The 13,801-nt window shown below is 70.4% G+C and carries 14 protein-coding genes and 1 tRNA gene; 9 read left to right on the top strand and 6 right to left on the bottom strand.

The genetic code is table 11. From position 1 onward, the window contains the following. Positions 1-3: 3 nt before the first annotated feature. Positions 4-183, bottom strand: a complete 180-nt coding sequence (locus tag AB0C96_RS21485) for a hypothetical protein (RefSeq protein ID WP_362919271.1) — start codon at positions 181-183, stop codon at positions 4-6. A 41-nt stretch (positions 184-224) separates the two neighbouring features. Here AB0C96_RS21485 and AB0C96_RS21480 point away from each other — a divergent pair, with 41 nt between their 5' ends. Both AB0C96_RS21480 and AB0C96_RS21475 read left to right on the top strand, forming a co-directional pair. Beyond that, a complete protein-coding gene (locus tag AB0C96_RS21480) occupies positions 225-446 on the top strand; it encodes a transposase (RefSeq protein WP_362919270.1) in 222 nt (73 codons plus the stop codon). Between the two features lie 311 nt (positions 447-757). After that, entirely contained in the window at positions 758-1,117 is a 360-nt protein-coding gene (locus AB0C96_RS21475) for a hypothetical protein (protein ID WP_362919269.1), read from the top strand. Between the two features lie 455 nt (positions 1,118-1,572). Here AB0C96_RS21475 and AB0C96_RS21470 read toward each other — a convergent pair whose 3' ends face one another. Both AB0C96_RS21470 and AB0C96_RS21465 read right to left on the bottom strand, forming a co-directional pair. Further along, positions 1,573-2,994, bottom strand: coding sequence for a DUF234 domain-containing protein (locus AB0C96_RS21470; protein ID WP_362919268.1), 1,422 nt, complete (start codon positions 2,992-2,994; stop codon positions 1,573-1,575). A 637-nt stretch (positions 2,995-3,631) separates the two neighbouring features. Continuing rightward, a tRNA-Val gene (locus AB0C96_RS21465) sits at positions 3,632-3,703 on the bottom strand. Between the two features lie 265 nt (positions 3,704-3,968). Between AB0C96_RS21465 and AB0C96_RS21460 the strand changes: the two genes are divergently transcribed. From AB0C96_RS21460 to AB0C96_RS21430, 7 genes are all read left to right on the top strand, one after another. Then, positions 3,969-5,231, top strand: a complete 1,263-nt coding sequence (locus AB0C96_RS21460) for a hypothetical protein (protein ID WP_362919305.1) — start codon at positions 3,969-3,971, stop codon at positions 5,229-5,231. Between the two features lie 280 nt (positions 5,232-5,511). Next, the gene (locus AB0C96_RS21455; RefSeq protein WP_362919304.1) at positions 5,512-6,261 is read left to right on the top strand and encodes a DUF4383 domain-containing protein; all 750 of its coding nucleotides are present in this window, start codon (positions 5,512-5,514) and stop codon (positions 6,259-6,261) included. A gap of 346 nt (positions 6,262-6,607) precedes the next feature. After that, positions 6,608-7,312, top strand: coding sequence for an FCD domain-containing protein (locus AB0C96_RS21450; protein ID WP_362919267.1), 705 nt, complete (start codon positions 6,608-6,610; stop codon positions 7,310-7,312). Positions 7,313-7,483: 171 nt separating this feature from the next. Next, positions 7,484-8,629, top strand: a complete 1,146-nt coding sequence (gene dgoD / locus AB0C96_RS21445; protein ID WP_362919266.1) for a galactonate dehydratase — start codon at positions 7,484-7,486, stop codon at positions 8,627-8,629. 285 nt (positions 8,630-8,914) lie between these two features. Continuing rightward, a complete protein-coding gene (locus AB0C96_RS21440) occupies positions 8,915-9,535 on the top strand; it encodes a bifunctional 4-hydroxy-2-oxoglutarate aldolase/2-dehydro-3-deoxy-phosphogluconate aldolase (RefSeq protein ID WP_362919265.1) in 621 nt (206 codons plus the stop codon). Next, on the top strand, positions 9,532-10,605 hold the full coding sequence (locus AB0C96_RS21435) for a sugar kinase (protein WP_362919264.1): 1,074 nt from the start codon (positions 9,532-9,534) through the stop codon (positions 10,603-10,605). Before AB0C96_RS21440 ends, AB0C96_RS21435 begins: the two co-directional genes overlap by 4 nt. A gap of 25 nt (positions 10,606-10,630) precedes the next feature. Continuing rightward, on the top strand, positions 10,631-10,849 hold the full coding sequence (locus AB0C96_RS21430; protein ID WP_362919263.1) for a zinc ribbon domain-containing protein: 219 nt from the start codon (positions 10,631-10,633) through the stop codon (positions 10,847-10,849). Between the two features lie 156 nt (positions 10,850-11,005). Here the strand turns inward: AB0C96_RS21430 and AB0C96_RS21425 are convergent, their stop codons facing one another. The 3 genes from AB0C96_RS21425 to AB0C96_RS21415 form a co-directional block, all read right to left on the bottom strand. After that, positions 11,006-11,665: an O-methyltransferase gene (locus AB0C96_RS21425; protein ID WP_362919262.1), complete on the bottom strand. Its 660-nt coding sequence runs from the start codon at positions 11,663-11,665 to the stop codon at positions 11,006-11,008. Between the two features lie 248 nt (positions 11,666-11,913). After that, positions 11,914-12,573 carry a response regulator transcription factor gene (locus tag AB0C96_RS21420; protein ID WP_362919261.1) on the bottom strand — a complete coding sequence of 220 codons (660 nt, stop codon included), beginning with the start codon at positions 12,571-12,573 and terminating at the stop codon, positions 11,914-11,916. Beyond that, a complete protein-coding gene (locus AB0C96_RS21415; protein ID WP_362919260.1) occupies positions 12,564-13,703 on the bottom strand; it encodes a histidine kinase in 1,140 nt (379 codons plus the stop codon). Before AB0C96_RS21415 ends, AB0C96_RS21420 begins: the two co-directional genes overlap by 10 nt. Positions 13,704-13,801: the final 98 nt, after the last annotated feature.

Here is a 13,801-nt window from a genome sequence, read left to right as displayed (position 1 = left end):
CGGTCACCGCACCTGGAATAACTGGGCAGTGACGTCTTCGTTGAACTCGTGACCGTCGGCGGTGCGTCGCAGACGGGACGCCGCACTTTCTGGGTCGCCGCCGCCGATCCGCTTGGACAGCTCATCCAGCGCCATGCCCCAGTCATGAGCAACCCGCTGAGCCTTCCCCTTGATCGTGGACACCTGGAGACTGGGACCTGAGGTTCCAGAGGAAGTAGCACCAGGTGGGAAACAAGTACACGAAGCGGTACACCGAGGAGTTCAAGCGGGACGCGATCGCGCTCGTGGACTCCACGGGCAAGACGGTCACCGCGGTGGCCCGGGATCTGGGCATCAGCTCGGAGTCCCTGCGCGGCTGGTACCGCCAGGCCAAGACAGACCGGGGCGAGGGACGGCCCGGTGAGCTCACCACGGCCGAGCGTGAGGAGCTCAAGCGGCTGCGCTGACAGAACGCCGAACAGGCCAAGACGATCGAGGTGCTGCGAAAAGGACGTCTCGGTGCCCCACGCCACTGGGGCCACCTCCCAGGTAGCCGAGGCACGGTTCGAGGGGCAACGCCGTCTCAAGCGCTCCACCCGCAACCGGTACCGGGTCACGCTCGACGCCCATGTCATGCCCAAGTGCGGTTCCACCCCATTGGACCGCGTCCGATTCGAGGACATCGTCGAATGGCTGGGCGACCCGGCAGCCGGGCGTACGGGCAACGAACGCAAGCAAGGCGCCCGCTCCATCCGGAAGTGCTGCGTGGTGTTGAGCCGTGCGCCCACAGCGCGGCGCGCTGCGCGCGAACAACTCCCGGCGCCGCGTCTTCGCTCCTGCGGTGAAGCCCGCCGGCCTCGGCAAGCTCGGTGTGACGCCTCACAAGCTCCGGCACACTGCGGCCTCCATGGCCATCGCCAGCGGCGCCCATGTGGTCCAGACCATGCTCGGCTGCAAGCCGGCGAAGGTGACGCTCGACATCTACGGACACCTCTTCCCCGACCGCCTGGCCGAGGTGTCCGAGAAGATGCACAGGCGCCGCGCTCGCGACCTGGCCAAAGCGAAGACCGAGCCCAAGAAGACAGAGGAGAAGGCGCAAGGCGGCCAAGGCGCTCGCCGAGCTGGAGCAGGAGCATGAATCAGCGCTGGAAGCGGCGGCCCGACCACTCCGACATGCACTGAACGTGTACCGGCACGCAGGGGCCCCTCCGCGCATCCGCACGGAGGGGCCCCTGACCTGCTAATTCCTGGTGGGCACAGACGGATTTGAACCGCCGACATCTGCTTTGTAAGAGCCGTTGATCAGGGCTCGGCTGGAGACGCACAATTTCACCGTTCGCTCAGGCCAGAGCAGCATTCCTGCAGGCCAGCGGGAACATTCGGAGGGGAGAGTGGCGATCGAGAGGAGAAATTCTTACCCCATCTTTCCCTGCCTTGACTTGATCGTCGTTGACCTTCTATCCCCCGCCTGTCCCCCGGAGAAGGACGTGGGGATTGCCATCAGAGGTCGCTATGGCGCGTGAGGCCGGCGTGTCCCACGGAAGCCGAATCCGAATGATGGCTGGTGGCTCATATGCGAATGGCTGCTTGCTGTCAGGCCCAGGCGCCGAGCAGGTCCTCGGGGGTGAGGGTGAGAATCCCTTGAGCTCTGCAGCCGCTGCGGGTGACGGCGAGCAGGGGGGTGTCGTCGTCGGCGCCGGGGAGTTGAGAGCGGTGGGTGATGAGGCGGGAGAGGTCGCGGTGGTCGAAGGGCTTGTTCTCCAGCCACTTGATTGACCCGGCGAAGGTGATCTTCTTGGCGATGGGCGAGCGGTCCGCGCCGATGAGGTCGATCTCCGGGTTGTTGGTGCGGGTCCAGTAGCCGCCGACGACGTTGGTGTCTTCGGGGAGCCGGTCGTCGGCCAGGCGCCAGAGGGCTTCGCGGATGACGGGTTCGATGGCCCGGCCGCGCCAGGATGTCCAACTGGTGCGGATGGAGTCGAGAACGCGGTCGCCCCGGCCTCGTTCGACGGCGGGGATGCCGGGGCCGATGAAGGAGAGCCAGAAGCGCAGGTAGGGGTCGTCGATGCGGTAGCGGGTCTCGCGGCTGGGCCTGGTGGACAGGGGCAGATCAGCGGCGACCATGCGACGAGTGGTGAGCAACTCCAGGGAGCGTTTTACGGAGCCGGGGTTGAGGTCACCGGCTGCCCGGCCGATCAGGGTGAAAGTACGTTCGCCGTGGCCGATGGCGCCGAGCACGGTGCGGGCCTGCGCCTCGGTGGGGAATTCGGCGGCAAGCGTGCGCTCGCCGCTGACGAGCAGGGCCGAGGTGGGCTTACGCAGGGCCTGCTGTAGGTAGTCCCAGAGGCCGGCGCCGTACGGCCATTCCTCCAGGATCAGGGGGAGCCCGCCGGAGATCAGGTAGGCGTCGAAGGCGTCGGCCGGAGACAGGTCGAGCATGGCAGCGACATCGCGAGGGGTGAGCGGGGGGACGACCATCTCGGTGCCGCGCTGGTAGAAGGGTCGTCCGTAGGTGTTGAGCTTCTCCATCATGGCGATGTCGGATCCGATGAGGATGAGCAGCACGGGCAGCTTGGACAGGGTCCGGTCGAATGCCTTCTGCAGTGCGCCCTCGAAGCTGGGGTCCTCGCGTACGAGGTAGGGCATCTCGTCGAGGACGACCACGCTGGGTGCATCGGTGGGCAGAGCAGAGGCGAGCAGGCTCAGGGCCGCGTCCCAGGTCTGCGGGGTGGCGAAATCCGCGAATCGGCTGGCGTCCGGGAGGCTGGAGGTGGCCACCTCGGCAGCGAAGCCCGCCAGGTCCTCTTCCCGGGAGCCGCCGACGGCGGTGAAGAAGACATGCGGAAGGTCAGCGCGCTCCAGGAATTCCTCCACCAGCCGGGACTTGCCGACGCGTCGGCGCCCGCGGAGCAATACCGCACGTCCTGGCCGTCCGCTGCGCCCGCCGGTCTTCACGGGATTCAGCAGCTCGTCCAGCAGGCCGAGCTCGGTCTGGCGGCCGATGAATCCGTTCATGATGCCTCGCACGACTTAGGGGTGCCCAGGAAAGTTGCCTTGATGATACTTTCTTTTAGGCAAGCTTAGTGCCTGTTCCTGGCTCTGCCCGCTGCCCCTCCTCCCACTCCATTGCGAACGGGCTGCACACCGGCATGCCCCCATTCCCTGGCTCGACGAATGCGGTAAGACAGCCGTCTGAGCCGTCAGGAGACCAGCCGGCGCGGCCGTAGCGTCCGGGCACCAGAATTTGAGGCGCCACGGTTGCCGCAGCGCAAGCCAGGGGCCGTATCGGATGATGTCCGATACGGCCCCTGGAAGTCACCAAGGAGCGGATCGCCACGCTCGAAGGCCGGCTCGGCTTCCCGTTCCATACCGAGCTCAAGGTCTTCATCGGCACAACGGAGCTGCCGAGCTGCGGCCCGGCCCGGAGCAGAACACCTTCAGGCAGCCCCACGGCTCGGTCACTGCACCACTGGCAGCAGGCGTTCGCCTTGTCACGATCCCGGGACACCCTCATAAGCCCTTACGCGTCCTCGCAGGACGCAAAACGATGAGTACTGCTTCGTGTCCCCCGCCTGTCCCCCGCAACGCAAAAATGCCCTTCCGGATCATGATCCGGAAGGGCATTTAACTGCGTTTGCGCTGGTCAGCGCAGTGGGCACAGACGGATTTGAACCGCCGACATCTGCTTTGTAAGAGCAGCGCTCTACCGCTGAGCTATGCGCCCTGGCCGAGCCGACAGACTACCTTGCCGTCGGGGCCGAACTGCAAACCAGTACTCGAAGTGCGAACTTACCGGCCGGTGTGTTCGTTTCCGGTCAGTGGGAGAATGACACCCGGCCCTGGGGCGATCCGATCGGGAGAGGGAAGTGACGGCGACACACACGCAGCCGCATGAGCAGCGAGAACGCCGGCGCGTGCGTGGGGGCCCGGTGCGGGATGTGGTCGCGCTGGCGTTGCTGCCGCTGCCGTTGCTGGCGGCGTTGGCGCCGATGGCGTTCGCGGGCGGCGGGACCCGTCGTTGGTTCGGGCGCGGCGAGAGTCAGCGGGCCGAGGCACAGGCTGCGAAGGACGCCGCCGCGGCGGCGTTCTACGAGCTGGACACCGCGCAGCGGGATCTGCGGATCTCCATAGAAACGATCACCGCCGTCGACAGTTCGCCGCAGGCCCGGCGGGCCGCGGCCGATTACGAGGGTTTCGGCCGGCGGATCGACGAGGTGAGTCAGGGCTACATCACCGCGGTCGACGCCCATGACCTGGACCGTGACGACCTCGACGGCGCCGCGATGGCGCGGGCGCGGGCCGATCTCACCCGGGCCAAGGCCGAGCTGGACCGCGTCAAGGGCGAGCTGGACCGGTTCGCGCAGGGGCTGGGGCCGCTGCTCCAGTCAGCGGAGACGCAGCTGGCCCGGCTGGCCCCAGCCGTGGAACGGGCGCGGCAGGCGCTGCTGGCGGCGAGCAACGCGCTGGACGAGCTCCGGGCGAAGGGGCTGCGCGCCGATGATCTCGCGGCCCGGCTCGCGGCGCTCGGCCCGGAGCTGACCAAGCTCAATCAGGGCGCCGGGCAACACGGCGTACCGGAGACGATCCAGCGCGCCGACGAGGTGCTGCGCAAGGCGGAGGGCGTACGGGCCGAGGCCGAGCGGCTGCCGGCCCGGGCGGCGGAGATCGACAAGCGGCTGGTGTCGTTGCGGACCCGGGCGCAGGCGATCACGACGCGCGCCGAGAAGGTCGAGCCGGTCCTCAGCGAGCTGCGGCGTCGGTACAGCGCGGCGTGTTGGCAGGACCTACAGCACGTACCGGAGAGGGCCGCGCAGTCCGTGCAGCAGGCCGAGGTCAAACTTCGAGAGGCGCAGCAGGCACGGGACGAACAGCGCTGGGCGGACGCCACGAGCCTGCTGGCGACCGTCCGCGCGCTGCTCGACACCACCGACGAGGCGGTGTCGGCGGCCGGTGACCGGCTCCAGCGTCTCGATGCGGTGTCGTTCGACCGGCAGAAGGAGGTCGAGCGGACCCGCTTTGCGATCCGGGACGCACAGCGGCTGGCGATGGCGGGGCGTAGCACCCCCGATCCGCGGCATGCCCGTCCCCTGGACGACGCGGTGGCGCGGCTGGACCGTGCGGTCGCGGGTCTGGAGGGGCGGCATCCGGACTGGTGGCACTTCCTGACCGAGACCGAGGCGGTCCGGCAGACGGCGGCCCGGGTGGTGCAGGAGATCCGGGACGCCCGGGGCGGGGCCGGCGCCGGCGGCTGAGACCAGGAGGCAGGAGGGCCGGCCTGCGGGAAGCCGCAGCGGACAGGCCCGTGGGAAGCCATGACGCGTAGGCGCGCGGCGAGCCGCGGCGGACAGGTCAGTGGGTTGGTGGCCACGACGAGTAAGCCCGCGGCGAACCACGGGGAGCAGGTCCCGGGCCGCGATGGCGTGAAGCGGCCCGTGGGCGGATCCTGGAGATTGAGTACGGCCCAGGCGGCACATCTGCGCGAAGGAGGCCGGCATGGCTACTGGGGCTACTGGCCAGACCCTGCACGGGCCCATGGGGCGGTTCCACCTGCGGGGGAAGGGACGGCGCACCCACGCCCGGCTCGATGAGCATCTGCCCGTGGACCATGGGCTCAGCAAGGTCTACCGCATCGGCGCCGGGGTGATGGGCCTGGTACTGCTCGCATTCGGCATCCTCGGACTGACCCACAACATCGGCTTCTTCGACACCGGCGGCGACACCGTGGCCGGGCTGAACACCAACGGCGCGCTGAGCGTGCTCTCGATCGTCGTCGGAGCGATCCTCGTCGCCGGCATGGTGATCGGCGGGAACTTCGCCTCGACCCTCAACATCGTCTTCGGCGGGCTCTTCCTGCTGAGCGGATTCGTGAATCTGGCGCTGCTGCAGACCAACGCGAACTTCCTCGCGTTCCGGATCCAGAACGTCCTGTTCAGCTTTGTGGTCGGGCTGATGCTGCTGGTCTTCGGCATGTACGGGCGGGTCAGCGGCGGCCTCCCGTCCGACAACCCGTACTGGCGCGCCCGGCACCCCGAGGAAGCGGAACGTTTCGACCGTGGGGAGTGGCATCCGATATCCGGGATGACGGCCGGACGGCAGACGGCCCGCCTCAGGATGCAGGGCGCCTCGCACGCCGGCCTCGGCTCGCTGGGCCCCGGCACCAGCCACAGCATCAGCCACAGACGCGCGGGCACCGAAGCCGGCGGTGGCGCGGGCGGCACGGGCACCAGCGGAAGCACCGGAGGCAGCGGGGGCAGCGCAGGCACCGGAACCAAGGAGCGGTGAGCCGAGGCGGAGACCTCAGGGCGTACCGAGATGGAAGACGTCAGGGCGTACCGAGGTGGGATTGGGGTGCTCGGTACGCCCTGATGACCGGACGGCCGGGTACCGCCGGGCGGCGGCTCGACGATCAGGACGAGCAACCGCAGCCGATGCGTCCAGGGGCGGCGCGTCGGCATACGGCGGCAGCGGTGTGTGTCCCCCGCATGCGTACCTGTTGATGAGTGCCTTTACGTGCCCGTGCGGGAACGTGGGGCGCGGATGCCCGGTGCCCGGGTTGTCGGGGTGCCCGGGTGCCGGGGGACGTGGAAGAGAAGCAAGGGGACGCGGAAGAGAAGCAAGGAGCAGCGCCATGAGCCGGTCGGGGCGTCCCGCCTCCACCACCGGACACGGGGGCCACAACGCAACGGTCGAAACCCTCGCCAGGCGGATCTTCGACGGCACCTACGACGAGGGCCGAACCCTGGTCGTGTCGGAGCTGACGGCGGAACTGGACGTCAGTCAGACCGTGCTGCGCGAGGCGATCAAGGTACTGACCGTCAAGGGGCTCCTCGACACGGACCAGAACCGGGGCACGTTCGTCCGGCCCCGGGAGGAGTGGAGCCTCCTGGATGCGGACGTGCTGCGCTGGAAACTCGCGGCCGGGGTGTCCTCCGACTTCTTCGCCGATGTGCTCGAACTGCGCCGCTCCATCGAGCCCGCCGCGGCCGGGTTGGCCGCGGAGCGCCGTACCGATGACGATCTGGCGGCGCTGGACGCCGCGCTGAGCGCGATGGCCGCGACCGACGACGATCCGGCGCTGCTGGTGCGCGCCGACGCGTCCTTCCACACGGCGATGCTGATCGCGTCGAACAACCGCTTCTACGCGCAGATGCACCGGGTGATCGTGCCGGTGCTCGTCCAGCGCGACCGGGAGGTGATCGCCGCCGACGGCACAGTCGAGCATCCGCACGCGGTCCATGCCGCGGTCGTCGAGGCCGTGCGGAACCGGGACGTCGACGGCGCGTACATGGCAATGCTCGAACTGCTGGACAAGTCGGCGCGGGAGCCTCCGTAGGTCTACGGATGCCTACCTACGGACGCCTACGGAGGTCGGGTGCCGGTCGCGTCGTTTCGGGTGCCGGTCGCGTCGTTACGGCGACGTCCCTCACGGGCAGAACACCGCGCACGAGCCCGTCGCGTGCACCGCACGCCCCGCCCGCGTACGCCCGAAAGGACGGACCGCTCCATGAAGATCGGCCGCATCGAGACGTTCCTCGCCCCGCCGCGCTGGATGTTCGTGCGCGTGGAGACCGATGACGGCCTGGTCGGCTGGGGTGAGCCGATCGTCGAGGGGCGGGCCGAACCCGTCCGGGCGGCAGTGGAGGTGCTGTCGGAGTACCTCCTGGGTCAGGATCCGGCGCGCATCGAGGACCACTGGCAGGTGATGACCAAGGGCGGCTTCTACCGGGGCGGGCCGGTCCTGTCGTCCGCCGTCGCCGGCCTGGACCAGGCGCTGTGGGACATCAAGGGCAAGCGGCACGGCGCCCCCGTCCACCAGCTGCTGGGCGGGCCGGTGCGCGAGCGGATCCGTGCCTACGCATGGGTCGGCGGCGACGAACCACAGGCCGTCCGCGAGGCGATCACCGCGCAGGTCGAGGCCGGCTTCACGGCCGTCAAGATGAACGGCTGCGGACGGATGGGCCCGGTGGCCAACCGCGCCGAGGTACGCGCCTGCCTGCTCCGCGCCGAGACCGCCCGTGAAGTGCTCGGCGACGAAAGGGACTTCGGCCTCGACTTCCACGGCCGGGTCTCCCCCGCCAACGCGCGCAGGCTGCTCCCGCTGCTGGCCGAGTATGCGCCGATGTTCGTCGAGGAACCGGTCCTTCCGGATTACCCGCACGCCCTCCCTGATCTCGTGAACGCCTCCACGATCCCCCTCGCACTCGGTGAACGTCTCTACACCCGGCGAGAGTTCCTCGCTCCCCTGCAAGCCGGCGTCGCGGTCCTGCAACCCGATGTCTCGCATGCGGGCGGCATCTCCGAGCTGCGCCGGATCGCCGCGCTCGCGGAGGCGTACGGGGCGCAGCTCGCCCCGCACTGCCCCCTCGGCCCGGTCGCGCTGGCCGCCAGCCTCCAGGTCGCCTTCACCACCCCGAACTTCCTCATCCAGGAGCAGTCCATCGGCATCCACTACAACCAGGGCGCCGAGCTGCTGGACTACGTCGTGGATCCGGAGCCCTTCCGCTTCCACGGCGGATCGCTGCTGCGGACCGACCGCCCAGGACTCGGTGTGCAGGTGGACGAGTCGGCCGTGCGGGCGGCGAACGAGCGGGGGCACGCCTGGCGGAACCCGGTGTGGCGCCATCCGGACGGGGCGTTCGCCGAATGGTGACGGCGGGCCGGCACCCGGCACCCGGGACTCGGTACAGAGGGCCGAATGCCGAGGGCCGGGCGCAGAAGGCCAGGTGCAGACGGCCGGGTGCCGAGGGCCAGGCGCAGAGGTGGGGTACAGAGGTTGGGTACAGAGGTTGGGTACAGAGGTTGGGTGCAAAGCGCTGGGCGCATGGGCCCCATCGCCCCGGCCGGGCCGGAATAATTGAAGACGCCACCCCCTGCGCCCGAACGCCCCACCCCCGCAGTCCGCATGCGGCGGGGAGCGGAGAAAGTAGGAAACGCCATGGACTTCAGCGAAGCGCTCCGGACCGAGCGGCTGGTCGCCATCATCCGGGGCAGGGATGCGGAGGCGTCCTTCCGTACGGTCATGGCACTTGCGGAGGCAGGCCTCCCGCTGATCGAGGTCTCGCTCAGCGGCAAAGACGCGCTCACCGTGATCCGCCGGGCCCGCGCGGAGCTGGGCGACGCGGCCTGGCTCGGCGCCGGCACCGTCCTGACCGGCGACGACGCCCGGCGCGCCGCCGAGGCCGGGGCGAACCTCATCGTCACGCCCGGCCTGGGGGCGGGGCTGGAGGAGTCGGTGCGGCAGGGGCTGCCGACGCTCGCCGGCGTGCTGACGCCGTCCGAGGTGATCGCGGCCGAGGCGCTCGGGGTGTCGGCGCTGAAGCTGTTCCCGGCATCGGCCGGCGGGCCCGGATATCTGGAGATGCTCCGCGGGCCGTTCCCCGAGCTGCCGTTCGTGCCGACCGGCGGGGTGGACAGCGCGCTGGCCCAGGCGTACTTCGACGCCGGAGCGGTGGCCGTGGGCGTCGGCTCGCCGCTGGTCGGGGATGCGGCCGACGGCGGCGACCTGGACGAGCTGCGCAAACGCGCCGCGGAGTTCAAGGCGGTATGTGCCCGATGACGACGCCGGTCGAGGCGGCTACCGGGAGCGGGGGCGAGTGCCGAGAACCGCGGGGCGGCGCCGACCGCGCTCGGTTCCCCGGGCAGCCGGTCCGACCGGACGTCTTCACCTTCGGCGAGACCATGGTCGCCCTGCGCGGCAGCGGTCCGCTGAGACTGGGCGGCACGATGCATGTCTCGGTCGCCGGGGCGGAGAGCAATGTCGCGATCGGCCTGGTCCGGCTGGGGCACTGGGTCAGTTGGGCGGGCGCGGTCGGCGATGACGAGGCCGGTCAGCTGGTGCTCCGTACTCTGCGGGCCGAGGGCGTCAAGGTGTCCGGCGCCGCTGTCGATCCCGGCGCGCCGACCGGGCTGCTGCTCTTCGAACCGCGGCTGCCCGAGGTCACCCGGGTGCACTACTACCGGGCGGGATCGGCCGGCTCACGGATCGCGGCGGACTCGGTTGGCGGGGTCTTCGCCGCCGCCCCACCGCGCGTCCTGCACCTGACCGGCATCACTCCGTCCCTGAGCCCCTCGGCCCGTGCGGCGGCCGAACGCGCCCTCCAACTGGCGCGACAGCACGGTTCGTTGGTTTGCCTGGACGTGAACTTCCGGGCACGACTGTGGTCCGCCGAGGAGGCCGCCGGGGTCCTCGGCAGGTGGGTGCCCTTCGTGGACGTCCTGATCGCCTCCGACGACGAGCTGCCGCTGTGCCTCCCCGGCGGCGCCGCGGCACGGGAGGAGGCCGCCGCTCCTGTCGCCCTCGCGGCCCAGGCCAAGCTGCTGCTGGAGCAGGGCGTCGGCGAGGTCGTGGTCAAGCTCGGCGCGGACGGGGCGACGGTCTTCAGCCGGGACGGCTCGCTGCACCAGCCCGCCACACCGGTGCGAGCCGTGGACGCGGTGGGTGCCGGTGACGCCTTCGTGGCCGGGTACCTCTCGGCGTTACTGGACGGTGAGGGGCCGGCCGGGCGCCTTGCCCGCGCCGTCACCACCGGGGCGTTCGCGGTCGCCTCGCACGGCGACTGGGAGGGCGCGCCGACCCGCGCGGAGCTGGGCCTGCTGGGCGCGCCGCCCGGCAGCGTCGTGCGCTGAGCGGAGCCGCGGCTAATCTGTGGCCATGCCTCGTTATGAATACCGGTGCCGCCCGTGTGGCTCCACCTTCGAGCTGAACCGGCCGATGGCCGAGTCCTCCGCCCCGGCCGTCTGCCCCGAGGGCCACGAGGACACCGTGAAGCTCCTCTCGACGGTCGCCGTCGGCGGCACGGCGACCGCCCCCGCCCCGAGCGGCCGGGCCGGCGGTGGCGGCGGCTGCTGCGGGGGCGGCTGCTGCGGCTAGGGGCGTCCCCCTGGGCCTGTCCGGGCCGGCTGCCCCGCTCCATCGGCCCGGGGCAGCCGGGCATGCGACCGGGGACCCGGTGCCGCGGGCGCACCGCGCCTGGGACGTGCCCCGGCCTGCCCGGTCCGCACGGGCCACGCGGCGCCACCGCTACGGCTACCGCTTGCGCGCCAGCGTCACACCGTCCGCCACGGTGAGCATCACCGACTCCATGCGCTCGTCCGCCTTCACATGATCGTTGAACGCCCTGATAGCCAGGCCCGAACCGGTCGCCGCCGGGTCGACGGCCTCGCCGCGGTACAGGACGTTGTCCGCCACGATCAGGCCGCCGGGTCGCATCCGCGGCACCAGCTCGTCCCAGTAGGCGATGTAGCCGCCCTTGTCCGCGTCGAGGTAGGCGAGGTCGATGTGCGGCTCGGACGGCATCGCCCGCAGCGTTTCCAGCGCGGGCGCGATCCGCAGTTCGATGCGGTCCGCGACCCCGGCCTCGGCCCAGGCCTCCAGGCCGTACGCCGTCCACTCCTCGGACACGTCGCAGGCGATCAGCGTGCCGTCCTCGGGCAGCGCCTGGGCCATGGACAGCGTCGAGTATCCGGTGAAGGTCCCCACCTCGACGACGTGCCGGGCCCCGATCAGCCGCACGAGGAACGCGAGCAGCGGCCCCTGTTCCTCGGCCGACTGCATCCCCGCCGCGTCGGGGAACTTCTGGTGGGTGAGCTCCACGATGCCTCGCTGTACCGCGTCCAACGGCGGGTTGTGGGCGAGGACGTACTCGTAGATCTTCGGTGTGATCGGGGTGCTCTTGGACTCCGCCACTGACTCTCCTCTGTTCAAGGACCACGGTCTCGGCCGGTCACCGGACGGTGCAGCCAACTGCCTCGGCGAGACTATCGATTTCCCCCGGCACCAGCCGTCATCTCTCATCTCCCACCACTACCCCCTGTGGTACGTCCCGCCTTCCGCTCCTTCATCGCCCCTTCCTCCCGTCTCGCCCCGCCTTCCTTTCCCATGCCCCTCTTCCGTGCTGTCTCGCCCCGCCTCTCCGTCGCATCCCACCGCTCTCCTCACGTCCCCAGGTACCGCAGCACTGCCAGGACCCGGCGCGAGTAGCCGGACGCGCCGATCAGGTCGAGCTTGTCGAAGATCGCGTTCGCGTGCTTCTCCACGGCGCTCAAGGAGATGTGCAGCCGGGCGGCGATCGCCGCATTGGTGTGGCCCTGCGCCATCTCCGCGAGTACCTCCCGCTCGCGTGCGGTGAGCGTGCCCAGTGGGTCCGAGCGCCGGCTGCGCATCAGCAATTGCCGCACGACGTCGGGGTCGAAGGCGGCCTGGCCGGCGCCCACCCGCTCCAGTGCGTCCAGGAACTCGTCCACCTGGACCACCCGGTCCTTGAGCAGATAGCCCACCCCCTCGCTGTCCTCGGTCAGCAGCTCCGTCGCATAGCGGCGTTCGACGTACTGCGAGAGCACCAGCACCCCGACGTCGGGCCAGCGCCCCCGGATCTGCACGGCTGCCCGCAGGCCCTCATCCGAGTGCGTGGGCGGCATACGGACGTCCACAACGACCGCGTCCGGTTTCTGCCCCGTCTCCGCCGCCCGCTCCAGCACGGCGATCAGCTGATCGGCGTCACCGACCGCGGCGGTCACTTCATGGCCCTCTTCGGCGAGGAGGCGCACCAGGCCCTCCCGCAACAGGGTCGAGTCGTCGGCAAGCACTACGCGCACGGCAGCTCCGCGGTGATGGTGGTCGGTCCGCCGGCCGGGCTGTCCACCCGGAACCGGCCGTCGAGGGCGGCGACCCGGCGGGCCAGCCCGAACAGACCGCTGCCGGAGGAGTCCGCGCCGCCCTGTCCGTCGTCCTCGATGCATACGAGCACGGCGTCCTCGCCTCGGGCGACGCGGACCCTTATCAGCCCGGCGCCGGAGTGCTTGACGGCGTTGGTGACGGCCTCGGAGACCACGAAGTAGGCGACCGTCGCCACATCGGTCTCGGGCTCGACGGCGAGGTCGTAGTCGAGCAGTACGGGGATGGCCGAGCGCTCGGCGACCGTCTCCAGGGCCACCCGCAGGCCCGCCTCGTCCAGCACCGTCGGATAGACCCGCCAGGCCACTTCGCGCAGCTCGGTCAGGGCCTGACTGCTCTCCTCGTGGGCCTGGCGCAGGAGTTGCTCCGCCCGCTGCTCGTCCTGGCTGCGCAGCGCACGGCCGAGCAGCATCCCCAGCGCCACCAGCCGCTGCTGCACACCGTCGTGCAGATCGCGCTCGATGCGGCGGCGCTCGTCATTGACCGCGGCGATCACCCCGGCGCGGCTCGCCGCCAACTGTTCGATGCGGCGCTCCAGTTCCTCCTGATGGCTCGGGCCGAGGTAGCGGCGCGCGAGCTTGGACTCCAGGTCGGCGACTCCGAACGTGCCCTGGAGACTGAGGAAGAGGAGGAAGAGGCCGCCGACCGTTCCGAACGCGAGCGTGCCGGGGTGGTCGACCTCGGAGACCAGCAGGACGACGATCCAGGAGACGCCGTACGCCGCCCCGATCAGCGCCGCGCTCAGAACGAGGACGCCCAGCAGCCCCAACGCCCAGCGCAGTGCGAGGTATTGCAGAGCGCGGTGGTCGGCGTAGGCGTCGGAGGTCTCGGTCGTGAGGTAGATGCGGAGGCGGCGCCGACTGGCCTCGGTCAGGGCCCGTCCGCCGGCCGTCACGGGCCGCAGGACGGCGCGGCGGCCGCGCGGCCAGGCGAAGACGAGCAGCAGGGACAGGCCGGAGAGCACGACGAAGGGGAGCTCGGCCGCCGTCATCACGGCACCGAGCAACAGCCCTGTCGCCAGGCGCAATCCGCGCCGTGCAATTCCCAACATGATCAAAACGCTAGCCGCACCGCCGGTCCCGCACACTGCGGAAAACCGCAGTCTTTTGTGCGGTGTACCGCAATGTGCGGACGGGCGGGAATTCATAG

This window comes from Streptomyces sp. NPDC048506 (genome assembly GCF_040651315.1).
Taxonomy (GTDB): domain Bacteria; phylum Actinomycetota; class Actinomycetes; order Streptomycetales; family Streptomycetaceae; genus Streptomyces.
Note: the sequence above shows the minus strand (reverse complement) of the source record. Positions and strands in the feature narration are given on the sequence as shown.

Coding starts and splice junctions, on each gene's coding strand:
- dgoD (WP_362919266.1), top strand. CDS start 7,484: ATGAAGATCGGCCGCATCGAGACGTTCCTCGCCCCGCCGCGCTGGATG.
- AB0C96_RS21435 (WP_362919264.1), top strand. CDS start 9,532: ATGACGACGCCGGTCGAGGCGGCTACCGGGAGCGGGGGCGAGTGCCGA.
- AB0C96_RS21440 (WP_362919265.1), top strand. CDS start 8,915: ATGGACTTCAGCGAAGCGCTCCGGACCGAGCGGCTGGTCGCCATCATC.
- AB0C96_RS21430 (WP_362919263.1), top strand. CDS start 10,631: ATGCCTCGTTATGAATACCGGTGCCGCCCGTGTGGCTCCACCTTCGAG.
- AB0C96_RS21415 (WP_362919260.1), bottom strand. CDS start 13,703: ATGTTGGGAATTGCACGGCGCGGATTGCGCCTGGCGACAGGGCTGTTG.
- AB0C96_RS21455 (WP_362919304.1), top strand. CDS start 5,512: ATGGGGCGGTTCCACCTGCGGGGGAAGGGACGGCGCACCCACGCCCGG.
- AB0C96_RS21460 (WP_362919305.1), top strand. CDS start 3,969: ATGGCGTTCGCGGGCGGCGGGACCCGTCGTTGGTTCGGGCGCGGCGAG.
- AB0C96_RS21450 (WP_362919267.1), top strand. CDS start 6,608: ATGAGCCGGTCGGGGCGTCCCGCCTCCACCACCGGACACGGGGGCCAC.
- AB0C96_RS21470 (WP_362919268.1), bottom strand. CDS start 2,994: ATGAACGGATTCATCGGCCGCCAGACCGAGCTCGGCCTGCTGGACGAG.